Below are 19,995 nucleotides of genomic sequence, written 5' to 3' on the forward strand. Positions count from 1 at the left end.
CCCCGCGGGTGCCGGCTCACCCGCGCAGGCCGGTGGTTGCGCCCTCCCGGGAGGGCGCAACCGGTCAGTCCAGTTCGTGTTCCGGTCCGCCGAAATCGGGGCTGGTGAAGTCCGGGCTGGTGAAGGTCGGCCGCGGCGCCGCCTTCGGCCCGTCGTCCGGGCTGGAGAAGTCCGGCCTGCTGTAGCCGATCTTCGGGATGCGGTTGGCCGACGGGTACGGGGTGCGGGCGGCGGGCGCGGCGCCGGGGTCGGCGAGCGCGTCCCGCAGGAACGGCAGAATGCCGCGTTCCAGCAGTGCGTGCCGCCAGGCCTCCCTGGCGCGCGCCACGTCCTCCGGCAGCTCCTCGCCCGGGTCCTCGGCGGCCAGGGACGTGGAGCCATTGCGCAGGGCGGTGATGAGGAGCCCGATGGCGGCGATCAGGATGGCGGCCGCGGTGACGGCCGCGAAGAACCAGCCCGCGCCGACCATCGTCCCCGCGAAGGTCGGCGGAGGGCTGAGCATCTTCAGGATGTAGCCGACCAGCAGGAATATCGCCGCGGCCGTGCCCGCCAGCACCGGTGCCAGAACGGTGACGACGGCTCCTATGCCGGCGCCCGACTGGCGGGGGTCGACGGCGCCGGTCCCCAGGTACGGGTCCTGGTCCGGATCGTCGGCCGTGGCGGCCCGCAGATCCTCGCGGGCCTTCACATAGTGCTCATACTCGGTGGCGGCCGTGGCGGTGATCAGGGCCGTGGCGGCTATCGCCATGGTGCGCAGCTGCACCGGGTTGAGCCGTTCCCCGACTGCGGCCAGATCTGGTCGTTCATGGGCGTGACGCAGCGCGTCGTCGAGGATCCGCTCGTACTCGGGGCGGTCCTCGGTCAGCAGGTGCGGAGCGCTGTTCATGTGCATCCCCCGATGCTCCGTAGGGCCTGTATGCCCGATCGGACCGGGCAGTTGGGCGGAAACGGAGGAGAGCCTGCTACTGGTACGCCGATGGTAGAGCGCCCACGGCACAGGGTGACAGGGGGTTTCCGGAAATAGGCCCAGTGGTCGGCATGGTCAGGTCGTGGATGCGTCTTCCCCGAAGACCGTCAGTCATGCAGCGGCAGTTGGACGACCAGTAGCTTTCCGGCCATGGTCACTCCGCCGTCCATGGCGATGGCGAGTCCGTCCGCGTACACATGGGGACCGTCCACCCGCGGTCCGGCGTTGTCCTCGCCGTCCTCGGAGCCGACCTCGCCGAGCAGATACGGAATGGGGCTGTGACCATGGACGACGCGTCGGCCGCCGTAGGCAGCCATGAGCTCCTGGACGGCCTGCGGGCCCGATTCGTCGCGGAAGGCGAACCGCTTGGTGAGCTTGCGGAAGAGGTCCCAGCACTCATCGGCGTCGTTCCGGGTGAGAATGGCGTGCACCGTGTCGTTGACGTCCTCGATGGTGGAGCCGTAGTCGAGGTAGGCCGTCGTGTCCGAGTGCATCAGCAGGTGCCCGTCCTCCTCGACGACCGCGTCGAGCCGGGACATCCACTGGAGGTGGACGTCCTGGAGCCGTTCCATGTCGGACTTCTGCCCGCCGTTGAGCAGCCAGGCCGCCTGGAAGGTGGCGGTGCCGGCGCCGGAGTTCACCGGGGTGTCGCCGAACCGCTTGGCGCCGAGGAGCAGCAGCTCGTGGTTGCCCATCAGGGCCTTGCAGTAGCCGCCCGCGGCCGCGGCCTCGGCGGACAGCCGCATCACCAGGTCGATGACGCCGATTCCGTCGGGCCCCCGGTCGGTGAAGTCGCCGAGGAACCAGAGCCGTGCGTTGCCCGCGGACCAGTTGCCGTCGGCGTCGATCAGGTCCTGTTCGGCGAGGGCCGCGTGCAGCTCGTCCAGATAGCCGTGGACGTCGCCGACCACGTACAGCGGTCCGAGCTCCGGATCCGTGGCCGGCCGGGGTTCGGGCACGGCCCGCACCTTGACCGTCTCGTCGACGCTGATCACCGGAAGGTCGCGTGCGGTGGGGGTGTACCCCTCCGGCGGCTCGCCCTCCGGGAAGGCAGCCCCCGGGTGCGGCGCCGCAGGCGGCACCGGGGACTGCGCATAGGGCGGTACGCGGAAGTCGCGCAACGTCGCCGTCCGCACCGCGGGTTCCTGACCGGCCCCCTGTGTCATCGACCCCTCCACCACCGTCGCGCCGCCGTACACCTGACGGGCCCTGCTGGTCGGGGTCGTCCGCGGTGTCGTGCGCCCATCATAGGAATGCGAAACGTGCTCTGTGACGCACCAGGGGTGGTGAATCCGAACGCACGCCGGGTTCGCCGGTCGATTAATCCCGATTGGTCTGATCAATCCCCTGCCGGAGAGCGCGGCGCGCTGACCGTGGTGCGGGGCGGACGGCGTTGCGAGGAGGTCCGGACGATGAGTTCCGTCGGTATCACCTGCTCCACAGGTCCGTCCTGGTCGACTCCTTCGATGGCGTCGATGAGCAGTTGTACGACCGCCGTGCCGATCCTGCGCGGTTTCAGCGAGAGTGTGGTGATGGGCGGCTCGGTCGTCGCGTAGACCATGGACTCGCTGCAGCAGACCAGCAGCAGGTCCTCCGGGACGCGCAGACCGTACCGGCGGGCCGCCGCGAGCAGATCGGTGCCATTGGGGTCGAAGAGCCCGTAGACGGCGTCCGGGCGGTCCGGACGGGCCAGCAGACGGTCGGCGGCCACCGCACCCGCGCACGGGTCGTGGGCGGGGTAGGACTCGTACACCGGATCCTGGCCCACCCGCTCGCACCAGTGGAGGTAGGCGGTGGTGGACAGCCGGGTGTACGTGTCGGTGGTGGTGCCGGTCAGCAGCCCGATGCGGCGGGCCCCGGCGGCGGCGAGATGGTCGAGGAGGTCGAGGACGGCGGCCCGGTGGTCGTTGTCGACCCAGGCGGTCACCGGGAGGGTTCCGGCCGGCCGGCCGTCGGACACGACGGGCAGACCCTGGCGGACCAGCTCGGTGACGACCGGGTCCTGGTCGGAGGGGTCGATGACGACGGTGCCGTCGAGCGCGACGTTCGACCAGACGTCGTGGCGTGAGGTGGCGGGCAGGATGACGAGGGCGTAGCCGCGGGCCAGCGCGGCGGAGGTGGCCGCTCTGGCCATCTCGGCGAAGTACGCGAATTCGGTGAAGGTGAAAGGTTCGTCCCCGTAGGTCGTCACGGTCAGGCCGATCAGGCCGGACTTGCCGGTACGGAGCGTTCGGGCCGCGGCGGAAGGGCGGTAGCCCAGGCGCTCGGCGACCTCGCGGACATGTCGGCGGGTGGCGTCCGGGAGCCTGCCCTTGCCGTTGAGCGCGTCGGAGACAGTCGTGATGGAGACTCCGGCGGCGGCGGCCACATCCCGGATGCCTGCTCGTCCCCGCCTGCCGCCGCGCCGGGGGGTCTCCGTCCGGCTCACCTGGTGCTTCCCTGCTGCTGTCATGGCGAGCCGATAGTAGGGCTCTGACAGGCAGTTGGTCCGATCGCATATGCAGGCGTTGACAGGCACGTTTCTGCATGATCGTTAAGCGTCAATAGCCTTGTGAACCAAGGACGTTGCCCGCCTGGACCATCGGGTGTCGGGTGTCGGAACGGAAGGGCCTGCCAAAGGGGTCATGTCTCGAAGAGGTCTCAACTCACCTCTTCGAGGGACGCGCGCCACGGAGTGAGCCACCGGCGCGCGCCAGGGCGAGGAGCGCTCCCCCTCATTCCGGGGCTCACCGGACGAATCCGCTGTCCTGCTGTTCGCAGCGGCGCCCAATCCTCATATGGTGAGCAGTATTGATGTGCACGGACGGTCGAGGAGGACCTGCGGTGAGCGAGACGAGCCCCAAGCTGCGCCCCGAACTGGACGGCGTTCCCGCCTATGTGCCGGGCAAGCCGGCCGCGGCGGGCGGACCGGTCGCCTTCAAGCTGTCCTCCAACGAGAATCCGTATCCGCCGCTGCCGGGGGTGATGGAGTCCGCGATGGCCGCGGTCGCGCATTTCAACCGCTACCCGGACATGGCGTGCACCGGCCTGATGAACGAGCTGTCCGACCGCTTCGGTGTGCCGGTCGCGCACCTGGCCACCGGAACCGGCTCGGTCGGGGTGGCGCAGCAGCTGCTGCAGGCCACATCGGGTCCGGGCGACGAGGTCATCTACGCCTGGCGCTCCTTCGAGGCGTACCCGATCATCACGCAGGTCAGCGGTGCGAAGTCGGTCAAGGTGCCCCTGACCGACGGTGAGGTGCACGACCTGGACGCGATGGCGGGGGCGATCACCGACCGGACCCGGATGATCTTCGTCTGCAATCCGAACAACCCGACCGGCACGGTGGTGCGCAGGGCGGAGCTGGAGCGGTTCCTCGACCGGGTGCCGAGCGATGTGCTCGTGGTGCTGGACGAGGCGTACAAGGAGTTCATCCGGGACACCGAGGTGCCTGACGGCATCGAGATCTACCGGGACCGGCCCAATGTGGCGGTGCTGCGGACGTTCTCCAAGGCCTACGGACTGGCCGGGCTGCGGGTCGGCTTCGCCGTGGCCCACGAGCCGGTGGCGGCCGCGCTGCGCAAGACCGCGGTGCCCTTCGGTGTCAGCCAGCTCGCCCAGGACGCGGCGGTGGCGTCGCTGCGCGCCGAGGACGAACTCCTGGGCCGGGTGGGGTCCTTGGTGTGTGAGCGGCAGCGCGTACAGGAGACGCTGCTGCGGCAGGGGTGGACGGTGCCGGAGTCCCAGGCGAACTTCGTCTGGTTGCGGCTGGGGGACCGTACCGCCGATTTCGCCGCGGTCTGCGAGAAGGCCGGTGTGGTGGTCCGGCCGTTCGCGGGCGAGGGCGTGCGGGTCACGATCGGCGAGGACGAGGCGAACGACCTGTTCCTGAAGGTGACGGAGTCGTACCGCAAGGAGCTGTAGCCCAGGAACCCGCCTGCCGGGCCCCGTATCTCGTTCGCGAGGTGCGGGGCCCGTTCGCGTATCCGGACCGGGAGGGGCGGGAGTGTGCCCGCTACGGGGGGAATGGTCGCTGAGTCCCGAAGGGGCACCCCCCCTTGCTGATCCCGAAAGTCTGTGCGCCATAATTGCTTGTGAATGTGAACGCGTTCACAAGCGTGTCCTGCTCCTCCCATGATCAGCCGGATTTAAAGGACAAACTGCCGGTGACACTACGGCGACGTAAGGAGAAGACGACGTGGAGCTAGCTCTGGCGCCGGAGACCCTGGCGCGATGGCAGTTCGGAACGACCACCGTCTACCACTTCCTCTTCGTTCCCCTGACGATCTCTCTCGCGGCGCTCACCGCCGGCCTGCAGACCGCCTGGGTGCGGACGAACAAGGAGAAGTACCTCAGGGCCACCAAGTTCTGGGGAAAGCTCTTCCTGATCAACATCGCCATGGGTGTCGTCACCGGCATCGTCCAGGAGTTCCAGTTCGGGATGAACTGGTCGGACTACTCGCGGTTTGTGGGGGACATCTTCGGCGCCCCGCTCGCGTTCGAGGCGCTGATCGCGTTCTTCTTCGAGTCCACCTTCATCGGCCTGTGGATCTTCGGCTGGGACAAGCTGCCGAAGAGAATCCACCTCGCCTGCATCTGGATGGTCTCGATCGGCACCATCCTCTCCGCGTACTTCATCCTGGCGGCCAATTCCTGGATGCAGCACCCGGTCGGCTACCGCATCAACAAGGAACGCGGACGCGCCGAGCTCACCGACTTCTGGCACGTGCTCACCCAGAACACCGCGCTCGCCCAGTTCTTCCACACCATCACGGCGGCCTTCCTGGTGGGCGGGGCGTTCATGGTCGGCATCGCCGCCTTCCACCTGGCACGCAAGAAGCACATCCCGGTGATGCGGACCTCGCTGCGGCTGGGACTGATCACCGTGGTGGTCGCCGGTCTGCTCACCGCCATCAGCGGTGACCAGCTGGGCAAGGTGATGTTCAAGCAGCAGCCGATGAAGATGGCGGCGGCCGAGGCGCTGTGGGACGGCCAGAACTCCGCCCCGTTCTCGATCTTCGCCTACGGAGATGTCAGCAAGGGCCACAACTCCGTCGAGATCTCGGTCCCCGGGATACTGTCCTTCCTCGCCGACGACAACTTCAACTCGTACGTCCCCGGCATCAACGACATCAACAAGGCCGAGCAGGAGAAGTACGGGCCCGGCGACTACCGTCCCAACATCCCGGTCGCCTTCTGGAGCTTCCGGTGGATGATCGGGTTCGGCATGGCGTCCTTCGCCCTCGGGATCCTCGGACTGTGGCTCACCCGGAAGAAGTTCATGCTTCCACCGGGGATGCGGACCGGTGAGGACGAGGTGCCGCACCTGGTCCTGTTCAAGAACAAGGCGCTCAGCCCCAAGCTCGCCCGGTGCTACTGGATCGTCGCGCTGTGGACCCTGCTCTTCCCGCTGATCGCCAACTCCTGGGGCTGGATCTTCACCGAGATGGGCCGTCAGCCCTGGGTCGTCTACGGAGTGCTGCAGACCCGCAACGCGGTCTCCCCCGGCGTCTCGCAGGGCGAGGTGCTCACCTCGATGATCCTCTTCACGCTGCTCTACGCGGCGCTCGCCGTGGTCGAGGTCAAGCTGCTCGTGAAGTACATCAAGGCCGGACCTCCGGAGCTCACGGACGACGAGCTGAACCCGCCCACCAGGATCGGCGGCGACCACGACGACGCCGACCGGCCCATGGCCTTCTCCTACTGAGAGCACAGGAGCCGAGAGATGGAACTCCACGACGTCTGGTTCGTGCTCATCGCCGTCCTCTGGACCGGCTACTTCTTCCTGGAGGGATTCGACTTCGGGATCGGGGTCCTGACCAAGCTGCTGGCCAGGGACCGCAAGGAACGGCGAGTCCTGATCAACACCATCGGGCCCGTCTGGGACGGCAACGAGGTCTGGCTCCTCAGTGCCGGCGGAGCGACGTTCGCCGCGTTTCCCGAGTGGTACGCCACGCTGTTCTCGGGCTTCTACCTGCCGCTGCTGATCATCCTGCTCTGCCTGATCGTGCGGGGCGTCGCCTTCGAGTACCGGGCGAAGCGGCCCGAGGAGAAGTGGCAGAACAACTGGGAGAACGCGATCTTCTGGACCTCGCTGATCCCGGCCCTGCTCTGGGGCGTGGCCTTCGGGAACATCGTGCGTGGCGTGAAGATCGACGCGGACATGGAGTACGTGGGCAACTTCTGGAACCTGCTCAACCCGTACTCGATCCTCGGCGGGCTGGTCACGCTCTCCCTCTTCACCTTCCACGGGACGGTGTTCGCGGGGCTCAAGACGGTCGGGGACATCCGGGTCAGGGCACGCAGGCTGGCCCTGAAGCTGGGTGCGGTCACCGCTGTGCTGGCGCTGGGCTTCCTGATCTGGACCCAGGCCGACCACGGTGACGGCTGGAGCCTGATCGCGATGATCATCGCTGTGGTGTCTCTGGTCGGGGCGATCGGAGCCGTCGCGGCCGGGCGGGAGGGCTGGTCCTTCGCCCTGTCCGGTGTGACCATCACGGCCGCGGTCGCCATGCTCTTCCTGACGCTCTTCCCGAACGTCATGCCGTCCTCGCTGAACGATGCCTGGAGCCTCACGGTCACCAACGCCTCGTCCACCCCGTACACGCTGAAGATCATGACCTGGTGCGCGGGGATCGCCACTCCCGTGGTGCTGCTGTACCAGGGCTGGACCTACTGGGTGTTCCGCAAGCGGATCGGTACGCACCACATCGCCGACGCGCACTGAACGCAGTGAGTGCCCTGACCGAGCCGAGCCCTCTGGGGTGTTTCACGTGAAACCGATCGATCCGCGCCTGCTCCGTCACGCCCGTGCCACGCGCCTCTTCCTGGTGGCTGTGGTGGTACTCGGAGTGGCCGGGGCGGCGCTGGTCATCGCCCAGGCCATGCTCGTCGCCGAAGTGGTGGTGGGCGGTTTCGAGGACGGGCTCACCGGTTCGGGGCTGCGTACCCCGCTCATCCTTCTCGCCGGGGTCGCACTCGGCCGGGCCCTGGTCTCCTGGCTCACCGAGCTGGCCGCCTACCGGGCCGGTGCGGCCGTCAAGTCGGAGCTGCGCGGACGGCTGCTCGACCGGGCGGCGGCGCTGGGTCCGGAGTGGCTGAGCGGGCAGCGCACCGGTTCGCTGGTGACGCTCGCCACCCGGGGGATCGACGCCCTCGACGACTACTTCGCGCGCTATCTGCCGCAGCTCGGGCTCGCGGTGGTGGTGCCGGTGGCAGTCCTCGCCAGGGTGGTCACGGAGGACTGGATCTCGGCGGCGATCATCGTCGTCACCCTGCCGCTCATTCCGCTCTTCATGATCCTGATCGGCTGGGCGACCCAGTCGCGGATGGACCGTCAGTGGCGGCTGCTCTCGCGGCTCTCCGGGCACTTCCTGGACGTGGTCGCCGGGCTGCCGACCCTGAAGGTCTTCGGCCGGGCCAAAACGCAGGCCGAGTCCATCCGCACCATCACCTCGCAGTACCGGCAGGCGACCCTGCGCACGCTGCGGATCGCCTTCCTGTCGTCCTTCGCCCTGGAGCTGCTGGCGACGCTCTCGGTGGCACTTGTCGCCGTCACCATCGGCATGCGGCTCGTGCACGGCGAGCTCGACCTCTACACCGGTCTCGTGGTGCTGATCCTGGCGCCGGAGGCCTACCTGCCGCTGCGGCAGGTAGGGGCGCAGTACCACGCCGCCGCCGAGGGCCTCGCGGCCGCCGAGGAGATCTTCTCGGTCCTGGAGACGGAACCGCCCCCGGGCGGTACGCAGGATGTCCCCCAGACGCTGCGGCTGGCGCTGGAAGGCGTGACCGTCCGGCACGCCGGGCGCACCGAGCCCTCGCTCGCCGCAGCCTCACTGGTGGTGGACGAGGGCGAGACCGTTGCCCTGGTCGGCCCCAGCGGTGTCGGCAAGTCCACCCTGCTCAACGTGGTGCTGGGGTTCGCCGTACCCGCCGAGGGGCGGGTGCGGGTCGGCGGTACCGATCTCGCCGCCCTCTCCCCCGAACGCTGGCGTGAGCGGATCGCCTGGGTGCCGCAGCACCCGCACCTCTTCGCCGGCACGATCGCGGAGAACGTACGGCTGGCCCGGCCCGAGGCGGACGACCGTGCGGTGACGGCCGCGCTGCGCGACGCGGGGGCGTACGACTTCGTGGCGGAGCTGCCGGAGGGCATCGGCACCCTCCTCGGCGAGGACGGTGCGGGCCTCTCCGCCGGGCAGCGGCAGCGTCTGGCACTCGCCCGCGCCTTCCTCGCCGACCGGCCGGTGCTGCTGCTCGACGAACCGACCGCGAGCCTGGACGGCGAGACGGAGGCGGGCATCGTCGAGGCGGTACGCAGACTGGCGGTGGGCCGGACGGTGCTGCTGGTGGTGCACCGGCCGGCGCTCCTGTCGGTCGCCGACCGTGTGGTGACGCTGGAGCCGGTGACGACGTCCGGGCCGGCGGAGCCCGCGGCCTCCGCCGTGGTGCCGCGGCCGGCGAGCGCACCCGATGACCTCACCGGCGGCGGGGCGGTGCGGGAGCCCGAGGTACTGCGCGAGACCGTGCCCCGGACGGGACACGTGCTGACCCGGGTCAGGGAGTCCGCCGGCGCACAGCGCGGCAGGCTCGCGCTCGCGCTGCTGCTGGGCAGCCTCGCACTGGGTTCCGCGGTCGGTCTGATGGCCGTCTCCGGCTGGCTGATCTCCCGCGCATCCGAACAGCCCCCGGTGCTCTACCTGATGGTCGCCGTGACGGCGACCCGCGCCTTCGGCATCGGGCGGGCGGTCTTCCGCTACGCCGAACGCCTCGTGTCGCACGACGCGGTGCTCAGGATGCTGGCCGAACTGCGCGTCGCCGTCTACCGGGGCCTGGAGCGGATCGCACCCGCGGGTCTGCGCCGGACCCGGCGGGGGGATCTGCTCTCCCGGCTCGTCGCCGACGTGGACGCCCTGCAGGACTACTGGCTGCGCTGGCTCCTGCTGGCCGGGACCGCGGTCGTCGTGGGGGCGGCAGCCGCCGGATTCACCGGCTGGCTGCTTCCGGAAGCGGGCGCGGTGCTCGCGGCGGGACTGCTGCTGGCCGGGGTCGGGGTCCCGCTCGTCAGCGGCGCCTGTGCCCGGCACGCCGAGCGGCGGCTGGCCCCCGCCCGCGCCGATCTGGCGACCCGGATCACCGATCTGCTCGGCGGTACGGCCGAACTGACGGTCGCGGGCGCCCTTCCGGGACGCTCGGCGAGGACCGGGGAGGCCGACGGTGTGCTGACCGGGATCGCCTCCCGGGCAGCGACCGCCACCGCACTCGGCGGCGGACTCTCGGCCCTGATCGGCGGCCTCACCGTGGTCGCCGCCGCGCTCGTCGCCCTTCCCGCGGTGGCCGACGGGCGGCTGGCCGGTGTGGAACTCGCCGTCGTCGTCCTCACACCGCTCGCCGCCTTCGAGGCCGTGACCGCTCTGCCGCTCGCCGTGCAGTACCGGCAGCGGGTCAGGCGGAGCGCGGAGCGGGTGTACGAGGTGCTGGACGCCCCGGTACCGGTCCTCGAACCCGCCGCCCCGGCCGAGGCGCCGGCTTCGCCCTTCCCGCTGGAGGTACGAGGGCTGTCGGCCCGGTACGCGGGAGCGGAGCATGACGCCCTGGCCGACGTGGACCTCACGCTGGAGGCCGGCCGGCGGATCGCGGTGGTGGGCCCGTCCGGTTCCGGGAAGACCACGCTGGCCCAGGTCCTGCTCCGCTTCCTGGACGCGCGTGCCGGCACGTACCGGATCGGTGGGGTGGAGGCGTCCGCCCTGGAGGGGGACACGGTCCGGCGGTTCGTCGGGCTGTGCGCCCAGGACGCCCACATCTTCGACAGTTCCATCCGGGAGAATCTTCGGCTGGCCCGTACCGGAGCGAGCGACGCGGAACTGCGCGAGGCCCTCGCGGGGGCCCGGCTGCTCGACTGGGCCGAGTCCCTCCCGAGCGGTCTTGACACCCTGGTCGGTGAACACGGCGCCCGCCTCTCCGGCGGCCAGCGCCAGCGGCTCGCGCTGGCCCGGGCGCTGCTCGCGGACTTCCCCGTCCTCGTTCTGGACGAGCCGGCCGAGCACCTCGACCTGCCGACCGCCGATGCCCTGACAGCGGATCTGCTCGCGGCCACCCGGGGGCGTACGACCGTGCTGATCACCCACCGCCTCGAAGGCCTGGACGCCGTGGACGAGGTGGTGGTCCTGGACGCCGGCGCGGTGGTGCAGCGTGGTCCGTACGCCGCTCTCGTGTCGGTGGACGGCCCGCTCAGCCGGATGCTGGCGCGCGAGCGGGAGACCGTGCGGAAGCCGGGCGAGGTGCTGGACGTACGGGTCTGAGCCGGCCGGCCAGGCTCCCGACTTTCCCCGATAAAAGGGACTAACTACGCTCTGGGTATGTCAGAGCAGGGCCCGAAGCACCCGAAGCATCCGAAGGACTCACTCGAGGCCGCGACGGAGGCGACCCGCAGTCTGCAGGGCCTGTCCACCGAACTCACCGCCCGCGTACCGCAGCTGCTGGAAGCCATGCGCTCCGTCGGCACCGGTCTCGAACTGCACACCACCCTCGACCGGATCTGTGAGACGGCGGCCGAACTGGCCCACGCCCACTACGCAGCCATCGGCGTCGTGGACCAGGAGGGCAAGGGGCTCTCGGACTTCGTCACCTACGGAGTCCCGGAGCCGGTGGCGGAGGAGATCGGCCGCCGTCCGGACGGACACCGTGGCCTGCTCGGCGCACTGATCCACGACCCCTGCCCCGTACGTCTCGCCGATCTGACGGCCGACCCGAGGTTCGCCGGTTTCCCGCCCGGCCATCCCCCGATGCGGACCTTCCTCGGCGTACCGATCCGGGTCCAGGGCGAGATCTTCGGCAACCTCTATCTGGCGGAGAAGGACGGCGGGGGCGAGTTCACCGACTACGACCTCCACATGGTGCGGGTACTGGCCACCGAGGCCGGCATCGCCATCGGCAACGCCCGGCTGTACGAGGCCGCCCGCCAGCGCGAGCGGTGGATCGACGGCTCGGTTGCGGTGACCACCGCCCTGCTCTCCGGAGGGGACGCCGACGAGGCGCTCGTCGTCGTCGCCGAACAGGCCCGCCGGCTCGCCGCGTCGGCCGCCGGGATCGTGCTGCTGCCGGCCGAGGGCGGCGGCCTGGAGATCGTCGCCGTGTCCGCCGAGGAGCCGTCGGCGGTGCTCGGGGTGATCATCCCGGCGCAGAGCCCGGTGGTGGGGATGCTGCTCGGCGGCGAGGCCGTCTTCGTGGACGACTCGGCCACCGACTCCCGCATGATCACCAGGTTGGCGCAGCGGTTCGGCCCCAGCATGCTGCTTCCGCTGCACAGCGGGGGCCGGGTGCTCGGCGCGCTCGCCACACCGCGTGAGCGGGGCGCCCGGCCGTTCACGGAGCCGGAGCGGACCCTCGCCTCCCAGTTCGCCTCGCAGGCCGCGCTGGCGCTGATGATGGCCGAGGCGCAGCGCGACCGGGAACGGCTCGCGGTCTACGAGGACCGCGACCGGATCGCCAGGGACCTGCACGACCTGGTCATCCAGCGGCTGTTCGCCACCGGGATGATGCTGGAGAGCGCACAGCGCCGGTCACAGGTGCCGGAGGTGCAGACCGGCGTAGGCCGGGCGGTCGACGAACTGGACGTGACCATCCAGGAGATCCGTACCGCCATCTTCGCGCTGCAGCAGGAGCCGGCCGAGGCACCGTCGGGGCTGCGTACCCGGGTGCTGCGCGAGATCAACATGGCGGCGGTTCCGCTGGGCTTCAAACCGTCCCACCGCTTCATCGGACCGGTCGACGCGGCCGTCGGCGAACTGACCGGGAAGAACCTGATCGCGGCACTGCGGGAGGCACTGTCCAACGCGTTCCGGCATGCCGCGGCGTCCCGGATCGACGTCGTCGTGGACGCCACCGCCACGCTTCCCGACGGTCAGGACGCGGTACGGCTCACGGTCGCCGACGACGGTGTGGGCATCCCGCCGGGCGGCCGGCGCAGCGGATTGCGGAATCTGGCCCGACGGGCGGAGTCGCTCGGCGGGGCCAGCTGGTTCGGACCCGGCCTGGGGGAGGACGGCGGCGGCACGACCGTGGTGTGGCAGGCGCCCCTGTGACGGCCCGGTGCGAGCTGCCGAACCGGCGGTCCGCGCCGGTTCAGTGCTCCCTGCGGGCCAGCGCCCGTTCGGCCAGGATGCGCTCGATGACGACCGCGACGCCGTCCTCGTTATTGGTGACGGTGCGGCCGGTGGCCGCAGCCAGGGCGGCCGGGTGGGCATTGCCCATGGCGTACGAGGTGCCGGCCCAGCTGAGCATCTCCACGTCGTTCGGCATGTCGCCGAACGCGACGACCTCGGCGGGGGAGACACCGCGCTCGGCACAGCACAGCTCCAGCGTGCTGGCCTTGGAGACGCCCAGCCCGCTGACTTCCAGGAGGGCCGTGGGGCTGGACCGGGTGAAGGAGGCACGGTCGCCCGCGGTCGTACGGGCCAGGGTGAGGAAGTCGTCCGGGGCCAGCTCGCCGTGGTGGGCGAGGAGCTTCAGCACGGGGGCACCGGTGCCCGGCGTCTCCTCGTGCAGCAGCTTCTCGGCGACGGCCACGGTGGCGCCGGGGTCGAGGTGGAAGGGCGGGTAGGCCGGCTCGTAGTGGATGCCGGTGGCCAGCTCGACGGCGAAGGAGGTGCCCGGAGCGGCCGCGCGCAGCGTGTGCACGATGTCCAGGGCGGTCTCCCGCTCCAGCGCGCGGACCTGCAGCAGCCTGCCGTCGTCGTGCAGATCGGCGACCGCTGCGCCGTTGGCGCAGATCGCCAGACCGTGGCCGTGGACGTGGTCGCTGACGACGTCCATCCAGCGTGCCGGGCGGCCGGTGACGAAGAAGACCTCGATACCGGCCTCTTCGGCGGCGGCGAGCGCCGTGACCGTACGGTCCGAGACGGTCTTGTCGTCGCGCAGGAGGGTGCCGTCCAGATCGGTGGCGATCAGCCGGGGAACGGCAGGGAGGGGCGAATCGGTAGCTGAGGTCACCACTCCATTCTCGCGTACCGAGGTGCACGGGCGTGCGTAGGGGCGCACATCTGAGTGCACACGCCCGTGAGCTGGCAAACATTCCTCTGGAATATGCCGACGGGTTCACCTGCGACGCGACCCGGGGATGCGTGATCCGGGGATGCCGAGGCCGCTTTCCGGACCTGCCCACGCCGCGCCGATGTCCTGATTTCATCGACCGACGACGGCGTACGTGCCACGTTCTGACAGGCAGCCTGGCAGAGGCGATCCGATCACCTGATGGGGAGAGTGACAGTGCAACTGTCGTTGAGGGAACTGCAGTCCAGGGGCACCGCGTTCCGGGAGCTGCACAACGGGCCCGAGCCCTTGGTGATTCCGAACCCGTGGAACGCGGGCACCGCCCAGATCCTGGCCGGGCTCGGCTTCCCGGCGCTCGCGACGACCAGCGCCGGTCTCGCCGTAGCTCTCGGGCTGCCGGACGGCGCCGATCTGCTGGACCGCGACATGGTGCTCGCGAACGCCCGCGAGATCGTCGCCGCGACTCCGCTGCCGGTCTCCGCCGACCTGGAGAGCGGATTCGCCGAGACTCCGGAGGGTGTGGCGGAGACCATCCGCGCGGCGGCGGACGCGGGGCTGGTGGGCGGCTCGATCGAGGACGCGACGGGGCGCTCCGGCGACCCGGTCCGTCCGGTCGAGGAGGCCGTGGATCGGGTGACGGCGGCGGTGGAGGCCGCGCGCGGCCTGCCTTTCCCGTTCACCGTCACCGCACGAGCGGAGAACTTCCTCTACGGACGCCCCGACCTCGACGACACGATCCGTCGTCTCCAGGCCTACGAGGAGGCGGGCGCCGATGTGCTCTACGCGCCCGCGCTGCCGTCCGCCGACGCCGTGCGTGCCGTGTGCACCTCGGTCGGGCGGCCGGTCAACGTGCTGGCGGGGAGCCAGCAGCCGGCCCTGGACGTGGCCGCGCTGGCGGAGTGCGGTGTGCGCCGGATCAGTCTCGGCTCGACACTGTCCCGGGCGGCGCTGGGCGGATTCGTCCGGGCAGCCCGTGAGGTGCTCGACCACGGGACCTTCGGGTTCGTCGCGGACGCCCCGCCCTACGGAGACGTCAACCGGTGGATGACGTCTCCGCCCGTCCTCCAGCACCCGGATCCCGAAGCCGGCACGTGACCGAACGGCTGAGCAGTCCGCGGGCTCAGCCGACGGCGCCGGGCTCCTGGCCCCCGTCCTGCTGCGGCGGCGCGGGGGTCAGCATCTCAAGGAGCAGAGTGCCCAACTGCTCGTTCGGTACGTCGGGGAGGTGGTCGAAGGCGCCGGAACCGCGGGCCAGGACGACGCCGATGAAGGCGGCGGCGATGAGTTCGGCACGCAGCTCCGGCTCGTCCACGCCGTCCGCCACCAGCCGGCGGTGCAACGGCTCGATCACGCGGCGGTGGAGTTCCGTGCGGGTGGCCAGCTGGCCGGCCGGATCTCCGTGAGGGCGGACGGCGACCTGGTAGATGGGGTTGGGGCCATGCCGCCGGGTGCGATCGAGAATGACCGCCAGCCGGTCCGGGTCGAGCAGGTCGACGATCTCGTGCGGGCCGTCGCCGGTGCGCAGCGTGGCGATGTAGAGCTGGGCCTTGCCGCCGAAGTAGCGGGCGATCATCGCCGGATCGACACCTGCGCGGCTGCCGATGGCCCGCGCGGTGGTGCGGTCGTATCCGTGCTCGGCGAACAGCTCGCTCGCGGCCTGCAGCAGCCGGTCCCGGCTGCCCGCAGCGTCACGCCTCGGCCGGCCCGCTCCGGCCGGCCGCGCAGGGGGTGGAGTCGTCGCGTTCATTCCGCAGTCGCCGTTTCGTCGCGTTCACCCAGCACCGGCCCCGGCCCCGGGGAGGGCCCCGTGCCCTTCGCCATCGACCGTACGCGCTCCTGGGACAGGGCCGTCAGAGGCGTCCGCCTGCCGCGGCGAAGCAACGGCACGGCTACGGCCACCACCGCGGTGGCGAGCCAGACGCCGCAGCTGAGCAGTCCCACGGCTGTGTACCCGCTGGAGGCGGGATACGCCGCGCCGGTGTGGGTGTGCCCCTCCAGTACGGCCGCGCTCAACGCGCTGCCGACCGCGTAACCGATGTACCGCAGCACCTGGTTGAAGCTCATCGCACTGCCGGTCTCACGGGGCGGCACCGCACGGACGAGGAAGCCCGGCACCACCGCGAAGATGATCCCGACGCCGAGGCCCGCGACGAACATGACGGCCATGATCTGTGTCATGTTCCCTCGCCACACGGTGAAGATCGCCATCGCGGCGAGCAGGACCAGGCAGCTCATCGGAAGCACTACGCGCGGCGAGGTCCGGCGCACCAGCGCAGGGGTGAGCCTGTTGGCGAGAAAACTGCCCAGGGAGAACGGGGTCAGTGCCAGGCCGGCCACGACCACCGTCCGGCCCAGCCCGTAGCCCGTGCCGGCGGGCGTCTGCACCAGCCTGGTCACGGTGGACAGCAGCAGATACATGCCGACACCGGCCAGGACCGCCGCCGCGCTCGCGGTCATCACCGAGCTCTCGCGCATCAGCCGCAGACTGACCAGCGGGTGAGGCGTCCGCAGCTCCCAGACCACCCACACGGTGAACAGCAGGACGGACGCGAGGATCATGCCGTCGACGCGCAGGGAGCCCCACCCCCAGCTCTCTCCCTCGCTGATCGCCACCAGCAGCGACGCGGTGCCCAGGGCGAGCAGCACGGCCCCGAGGACGTCGAGGGGGACGCGGGCCCGGTGCTTTGCCGCCGGCACGGTCCACGCGGCGGCGGCCAGGCCCAGCACGCTGACGAGTGCGCCGAGCCAGTAGGCCCCGCGCACACCTCCCCACTGGGCGACCAGGCCGGTGAGCGGATATCCCAGGCCCACACCTGTCACCGCCGTGATGGACAGCAGCGCGATCACCGGCACGGCCCGTGCCGAGGGCAGCTCGTCGCGGGCCACCGCGATGGTCAGCGGCGTGAGTCCCAGCCCGATCCCCTGCAGCGCGCGGCCCACCAGCAGCGTCACAAAGCCCAGCGGCAGCGCCGCCAGCACGCAGCCGATCACCACAAGCGCCAGGGTGCCTACGACGACGGTCCTGCGATGCGGCCCGTCGCCGAGCCGCCCCATCACCGGGGTCGCCACCGCCGCCACCAGCTGTGTGATCGTCAGAGACCACTGCGCGTCGGTCACCGACACGTGGTCCATGGCCGCGATGGCGGGGATCAGCGGGGCTCCGAGACTGCCGATCACAGCCGTGACCAGGCAGACGAACGCCAGGCAGGGCACCAGGGCCCGAGACCGTACCGACTCCATCTTGCTCCTCACACGCCGGGGCGCCGATGGCCGCCGGCGATGTCTACACCTGATGTCTACATCGGATGATAAGCCCGGGAACCGCGCCCGACGGAAGGCCCCGGGCGCAGCGGGTCCCGGTGGCCCATTGCCCGGGCGCGAAGCCCGCGTAGGGTCGGGAGGATGCGTCTGAGCACGGTGATCCTCCCCATCCACCGGTGGGCCGAAGGACAGACGGGCTGGCAGCGGGCCGAAGACCTCGGCTTCCATGCCGCGTACACGTACGACCATCTGTCGTGGCGGGCCTTCCGGGACGGGCCGTGGTTCGGCGCGATCCCCACGCTCACGGCCGCGGCGACGGTGACCCGGAGCATCCGCCTGGGAACCCTCGTCACCTCGGTCAAGCCTTGTTCACCTATCACGGGCTGACCTGGTCGTTCAATGCGTGAGAACGTCAACGGTCACGCCATTCCGCCCCGTTCGTTCACGGCGCCAGATGCCCCACGAAGATCCCGATGAGGATCCGGCCGTCGTACGTGGCGATCGGCAATGAGAAGTGAACCCTGTCGCGGTCCCAGAGCCGCTTGCCGTGCCACTGGCATCGGTAGGTGCCGTCGGAGTATCCGACGTTGCGTTGCTCCCACGCCTTCGCATTCTTCTTCGTGTTCGGGCTCTCGGGTGAGATGTCCAGACCCAGCGCACAGAACCCCCGGATGACCTGTGTCTGATCGCCGCCGCATTCGGCCAGTGTCCGGGTGAAGTGGTCGTTAAGCGCGCCCAGCAGTTTCACCAGCCAGGGAAGGACTTCGACATAGGCGCCCTTGAAGTGGTGCAGGCGCAGAGAGTCGGCAAAGAGCAGCCGGGGGAAGGCATCCCCGGTGAAGGTGAAGAAGCGCTCGGCCGGAACGTTCTCGTGGGTGAGGAGGCCGCGCCAGAAGACCGGTACGTCGTCGGGGTGCCGTAGGACGTGCACCTTCACCTCGTCCTGGCCGACCTTGTCGTGCCCTGGCTCCTCGTGCTGCTGGCCGGTTGTGATGGTGGCGCGAACTCGCCCAACGAGGGCAAGACCGGTGGACGAGCCCACGCATGGCGGCTCGGGTGAGTGCGCGAACGCCACCATTCGTGAGGCCCTGGCCAGGTCCTGCGACGAGAACATCGCAAAGCTGGCCACGGAACTGGGCGAGGAGAAACTGCGCGATACCGCAGAGGAATTCGGCTTCGGCGATGACGAGCTTTTGGTCCCGAACCGGGTTACGGAGAGCAGGTACGGGAGCTACGGCAACGGGGACATCACCGTCACCCCGCTCCAACTGGCCAGGGTGACGGCGGCCCTCGCCAACCGTGGCCTGCTGAAGGGCCCGCACCTGGCTGCCGAGGACGAAGGGGGACAGGTCTCGCAGAGTGTCCCGGCAGCCACGGCGGGCCTGCTGCTCCCCGCGGTGCGGGGGAAGGAGGAATGGGCGCCGACCGACGCCGGTGACGGAACCCCTTCCTCCTGGTCCCTCACCTATGCCCGGACCGAGAAGGGCGACACCGTCGCACTCGTGGTCCGCGTGGCAACCTCGGAAGCAGCCAAGGCCGGCCATGTCACGGCGGCGATGGCCGAGTCGCTTTCCTGAGGAGGTCTTGCGGAGGTGCTGAGAACGGCCTGCGAGACGGTTGTGATCAGGCTTCGCGAGCGGAAACCATCCGCGCATCCCCTCCGACCGCAATGCTGCAACCAGTCGTTGACCAGCGCTAATGAAGAAGTCCGGCTGGAGTACTAGACGCTCGGAGCAGTCGGATGCCTCCATCAGTCGCCGAGTACTCCGCGCAGGACGCCGGTACGAACCACCGGAGGCGCACGGGCGTGACCTGGCTCGGAAGGCTTGATCAATCCAGCTGGGCGAGGGCCTCGGTGGCGATGCGCTCGAAGACGGCTTGGTCGGCGGCGAAGGCCGAGTCGGGGATCGGCCAGTGGACCACGATCTCGGTGAAGCCGATCTCGCGGTGCCGGCCGGCGAAGTCCACGAAGGCGTCGACCGAGTCGAGCATCGCGGAGCGGTCAGGGGTGAACGCGGTGAGCAGGATCTTGTCCAGCTCGGCCACGTCCCGCCCGATCGTCCCGCACGCTGTGCCGAGCTTCGTAATCTGTCCGCGCAGGGCCACGTCCGACTGCGCGGATGTGCCATCCTCGTAGAGCTTCGGGTCACCAGTCGTCACCCACGCCTGCCCGTACCGCGCCGCAAGCTTGAGACCGCGCGGGCCGGTCGCGGCGACGGCAAACGGCAGCCGAGGCCGCTGTACGCAGCCAGGGATGTTCCGTGCCTCGACCGCCGAGTAGATGTCCCCGTCCTGGGTCACCGCCTCCTCGCTGAGCAGCCGGTCCAGCAGCGGCACGAACTCGCCGAACCGGTCCGCCCGCTCCTTCGGTGTCCACGCCTCCTGGCCGAGCGCCGTCGCGTCGAAGCCGTTGCCGCCGGCCCCGATGCCCAGGGTGATCCGCCCCCCGGAGATGTCGTCGAGCGAGATCAGCTCCTTGGCGAGCGTCACCGGGTGCCTGAAATTAGGCGACGTAACGAGGGTACCCAAGCGCAGGCGGCCCGTGGCCGTGGCCGCGGCGGTGAGGGTGGGCAGAGCGCCGAACCACGGGCCGTCGCGGAAGGTGCGCCAGGAGAGGTGGTCGTAGGTGTACGCGGCGTGGAAGCCCAGCTCTTCGGCACGCTGCCACTTGGCACGGCCTCCCTCGTGCCAACGGTCGACGGGAAGGATCACGGTGCTCAGGCGCAGGCTCATGCCACTGA

General features: G+C 70.2%; 15 protein-coding genes and 1 pseudogene. 8 read left to right on the plus strand and 8 right to left on the minus strand.

What is annotated here, in order from left to right; all coding sequences use genetic code 11:
- Window positions 1-64 precede the first annotated feature (64 nt).
- The 3 genes from ACFVW8_RS00005 to ACFVW8_RS00015 form a co-directional block, all read right to left on the minus strand.
- The gene (locus ACFVW8_RS00005; RefSeq protein ID WP_389685262.1) at window positions 65-892 is read right to left on the minus strand and encodes a hypothetical protein; all 828 of its coding nucleotides are present in this window, start codon (window positions 890-892) and stop codon (window positions 65-67) included.
- 182 nt (window positions 893-1,074) lie between these two features.
- Complete coding sequence (locus ACFVW8_RS00010; RefSeq protein WP_389685264.1) at window positions 1,075-2,133, minus strand: metallophosphoesterase; 1,059 nt, start codon at window positions 2,131-2,133, stop codon at window positions 1,075-1,077.
- A 173-nt stretch (window positions 2,134-2,306) separates the two neighbouring features.
- Window positions 2,307-3,419 (minus strand): LacI family DNA-binding transcriptional regulator, encoded by a 1,113-nt coding sequence (locus ACFVW8_RS00015; RefSeq protein WP_384124801.1) that lies wholly within the window; start codon window positions 3,417-3,419, stop codon window positions 2,307-2,309.
- Between the two features lie 371 nt (window positions 3,420-3,790).
- On the opposite strand from ACFVW8_RS00015, the gene hisC reads away from it, so the two are divergent.
- The 5 genes from hisC (at window position 3,791) to ACFVW8_RS00040 (ending at window position 13,026) form a co-directional block, all read left to right on the plus strand.
- On the plus strand, window positions 3,791-4,870 hold the full coding sequence (gene hisC, locus ACFVW8_RS00020) for a histidinol-phosphate transaminase (protein WP_389685267.1): 1,080 nt from the start codon (window positions 3,791-3,793) through the stop codon (window positions 4,868-4,870).
- A 274-nt stretch (window positions 4,871-5,144) separates the two neighbouring features.
- Window positions 5,145-6,653, plus strand: coding sequence for a cytochrome ubiquinol oxidase subunit I (locus ACFVW8_RS00025; RefSeq protein ID WP_389685269.1), 1,509 nt, complete (start codon window positions 5,145-5,147; stop codon window positions 6,651-6,653).
- Between the two features lie 18 nt (window positions 6,654-6,671).
- On the plus strand, window positions 6,672-7,673 hold the full coding sequence (gene cydB / locus ACFVW8_RS00030) for a cytochrome d ubiquinol oxidase subunit II (protein WP_389685271.1): 1,002 nt from the start codon (window positions 6,672-6,674) through the stop codon (window positions 7,671-7,673).
- Window positions 7,674-7,719: 46 nt separating this feature from the next.
- Window positions 7,720-11,244, plus strand: coding sequence for a thiol reductant ABC exporter subunit CydD (cydD, locus tag ACFVW8_RS00035; RefSeq protein ID WP_389685273.1), 3,525 nt, complete (start codon window positions 7,720-7,722; stop codon window positions 11,242-11,244).
- A 57-nt stretch (window positions 11,245-11,301) separates the two neighbouring features.
- On the plus strand, window positions 11,302-13,026 hold the full coding sequence (locus ACFVW8_RS00040; RefSeq protein WP_389685275.1) for a GAF domain-containing sensor histidine kinase: 1,725 nt from the start codon (window positions 11,302-11,304) through the stop codon (window positions 13,024-13,026).
- A gap of 40 nt (window positions 13,027-13,066) precedes the next feature.
- Here ACFVW8_RS00040 and ACFVW8_RS00045 read toward each other — a convergent pair whose 3' ends face one another.
- A complete protein-coding gene (locus tag ACFVW8_RS00045) occupies window positions 13,067-13,933 on the minus strand; it encodes a Cof-type HAD-IIB family hydrolase (protein ID WP_389685277.1) in 867 nt (288 codons plus the stop codon).
- 270 nt (window positions 13,934-14,203) lie between these two features.
- Between ACFVW8_RS00045 and ACFVW8_RS00050 the strand changes: the two genes are divergently transcribed.
- A complete protein-coding gene (locus tag ACFVW8_RS00050; RefSeq protein ID WP_389685279.1) occupies window positions 14,204-15,088 on the plus strand; it encodes an oxaloacetate decarboxylase in 885 nt (294 codons plus the stop codon).
- Between the two features lie 25 nt (window positions 15,089-15,113).
- On the opposite strand, the gene ACFVW8_RS00055 is transcribed toward ACFVW8_RS00050, so the two are convergent.
- Together ACFVW8_RS00055 and ACFVW8_RS00060 are read right to left on the minus strand one after the other, a co-directional pair.
- The gene (locus ACFVW8_RS00055) at window positions 15,114-15,740 is read right to left on the minus strand and encodes a TetR/AcrR family transcriptional regulator (protein ID WP_389685281.1); all 627 of its coding nucleotides are present in this window, start codon (window positions 15,738-15,740) and stop codon (window positions 15,114-15,116) included.
- Window positions 15,737-17,233, minus strand: coding sequence for an MFS transporter (locus ACFVW8_RS00060; RefSeq protein WP_389685283.1), 1,497 nt, complete (start codon window positions 17,231-17,233; stop codon window positions 15,737-15,739). Before ACFVW8_RS00060 ends, ACFVW8_RS00055 begins: the two co-directional genes overlap by 4 nt.
- A gap of 162 nt (window positions 17,234-17,395) precedes the next feature.
- On the opposite strand from ACFVW8_RS00060, the pseudogene ACFVW8_RS00065 reads away from it, so the two are divergent.
- Window positions 17,396-17,635, plus strand: a pseudogene (locus ACFVW8_RS00065) (LLM class flavin-dependent oxidoreductase); the annotation flags it as partial.
- Between the two features lie 61 nt (window positions 17,636-17,696).
- Here ACFVW8_RS00065 and ACFVW8_RS00070 read toward each other — a convergent pair.
- On the minus strand, window positions 17,697-18,296 hold the full coding sequence (locus tag ACFVW8_RS00070) for a hypothetical protein (protein WP_389685285.1): 600 nt from the start codon (window positions 18,294-18,296) through the stop codon (window positions 17,697-17,699).
- Here ACFVW8_RS00070 and ACFVW8_RS00075 point away from each other — a divergent pair.
- Window positions 18,283-18,831: a penicillin-binding transpeptidase domain-containing protein gene (locus ACFVW8_RS00075; RefSeq protein ID WP_389685287.1), complete on the plus strand. Its 549-nt coding sequence runs from the start codon at window positions 18,283-18,285 to the stop codon at window positions 18,829-18,831. The two genes, ACFVW8_RS00070 and ACFVW8_RS00075, sit on opposite strands and share 14 nt — an antisense overlap.
- A gap of 253 nt (window positions 18,832-19,084) precedes the next feature.
- On the opposite strand, the gene ACFVW8_RS00080 is transcribed toward ACFVW8_RS00075, so the two are convergent.
- Window positions 19,085-19,987 (minus strand): LLM class flavin-dependent oxidoreductase, encoded by a 903-nt coding sequence (locus ACFVW8_RS00080; RefSeq protein WP_389685289.1) that lies wholly within the window; start codon window positions 19,985-19,987, stop codon window positions 19,085-19,087.
- Between the last annotated feature and the right edge of the window lie 8 nt (window positions 19,988-19,995).

Origin of the sequence: Streptomyces sp. NPDC058221 (assembly GCF_042882365.1) — a bacterium.
Classification (GTDB): Bacteria; Actinomycetota; Actinomycetes; order Streptomycetales; family Streptomycetaceae; genus Streptomyces.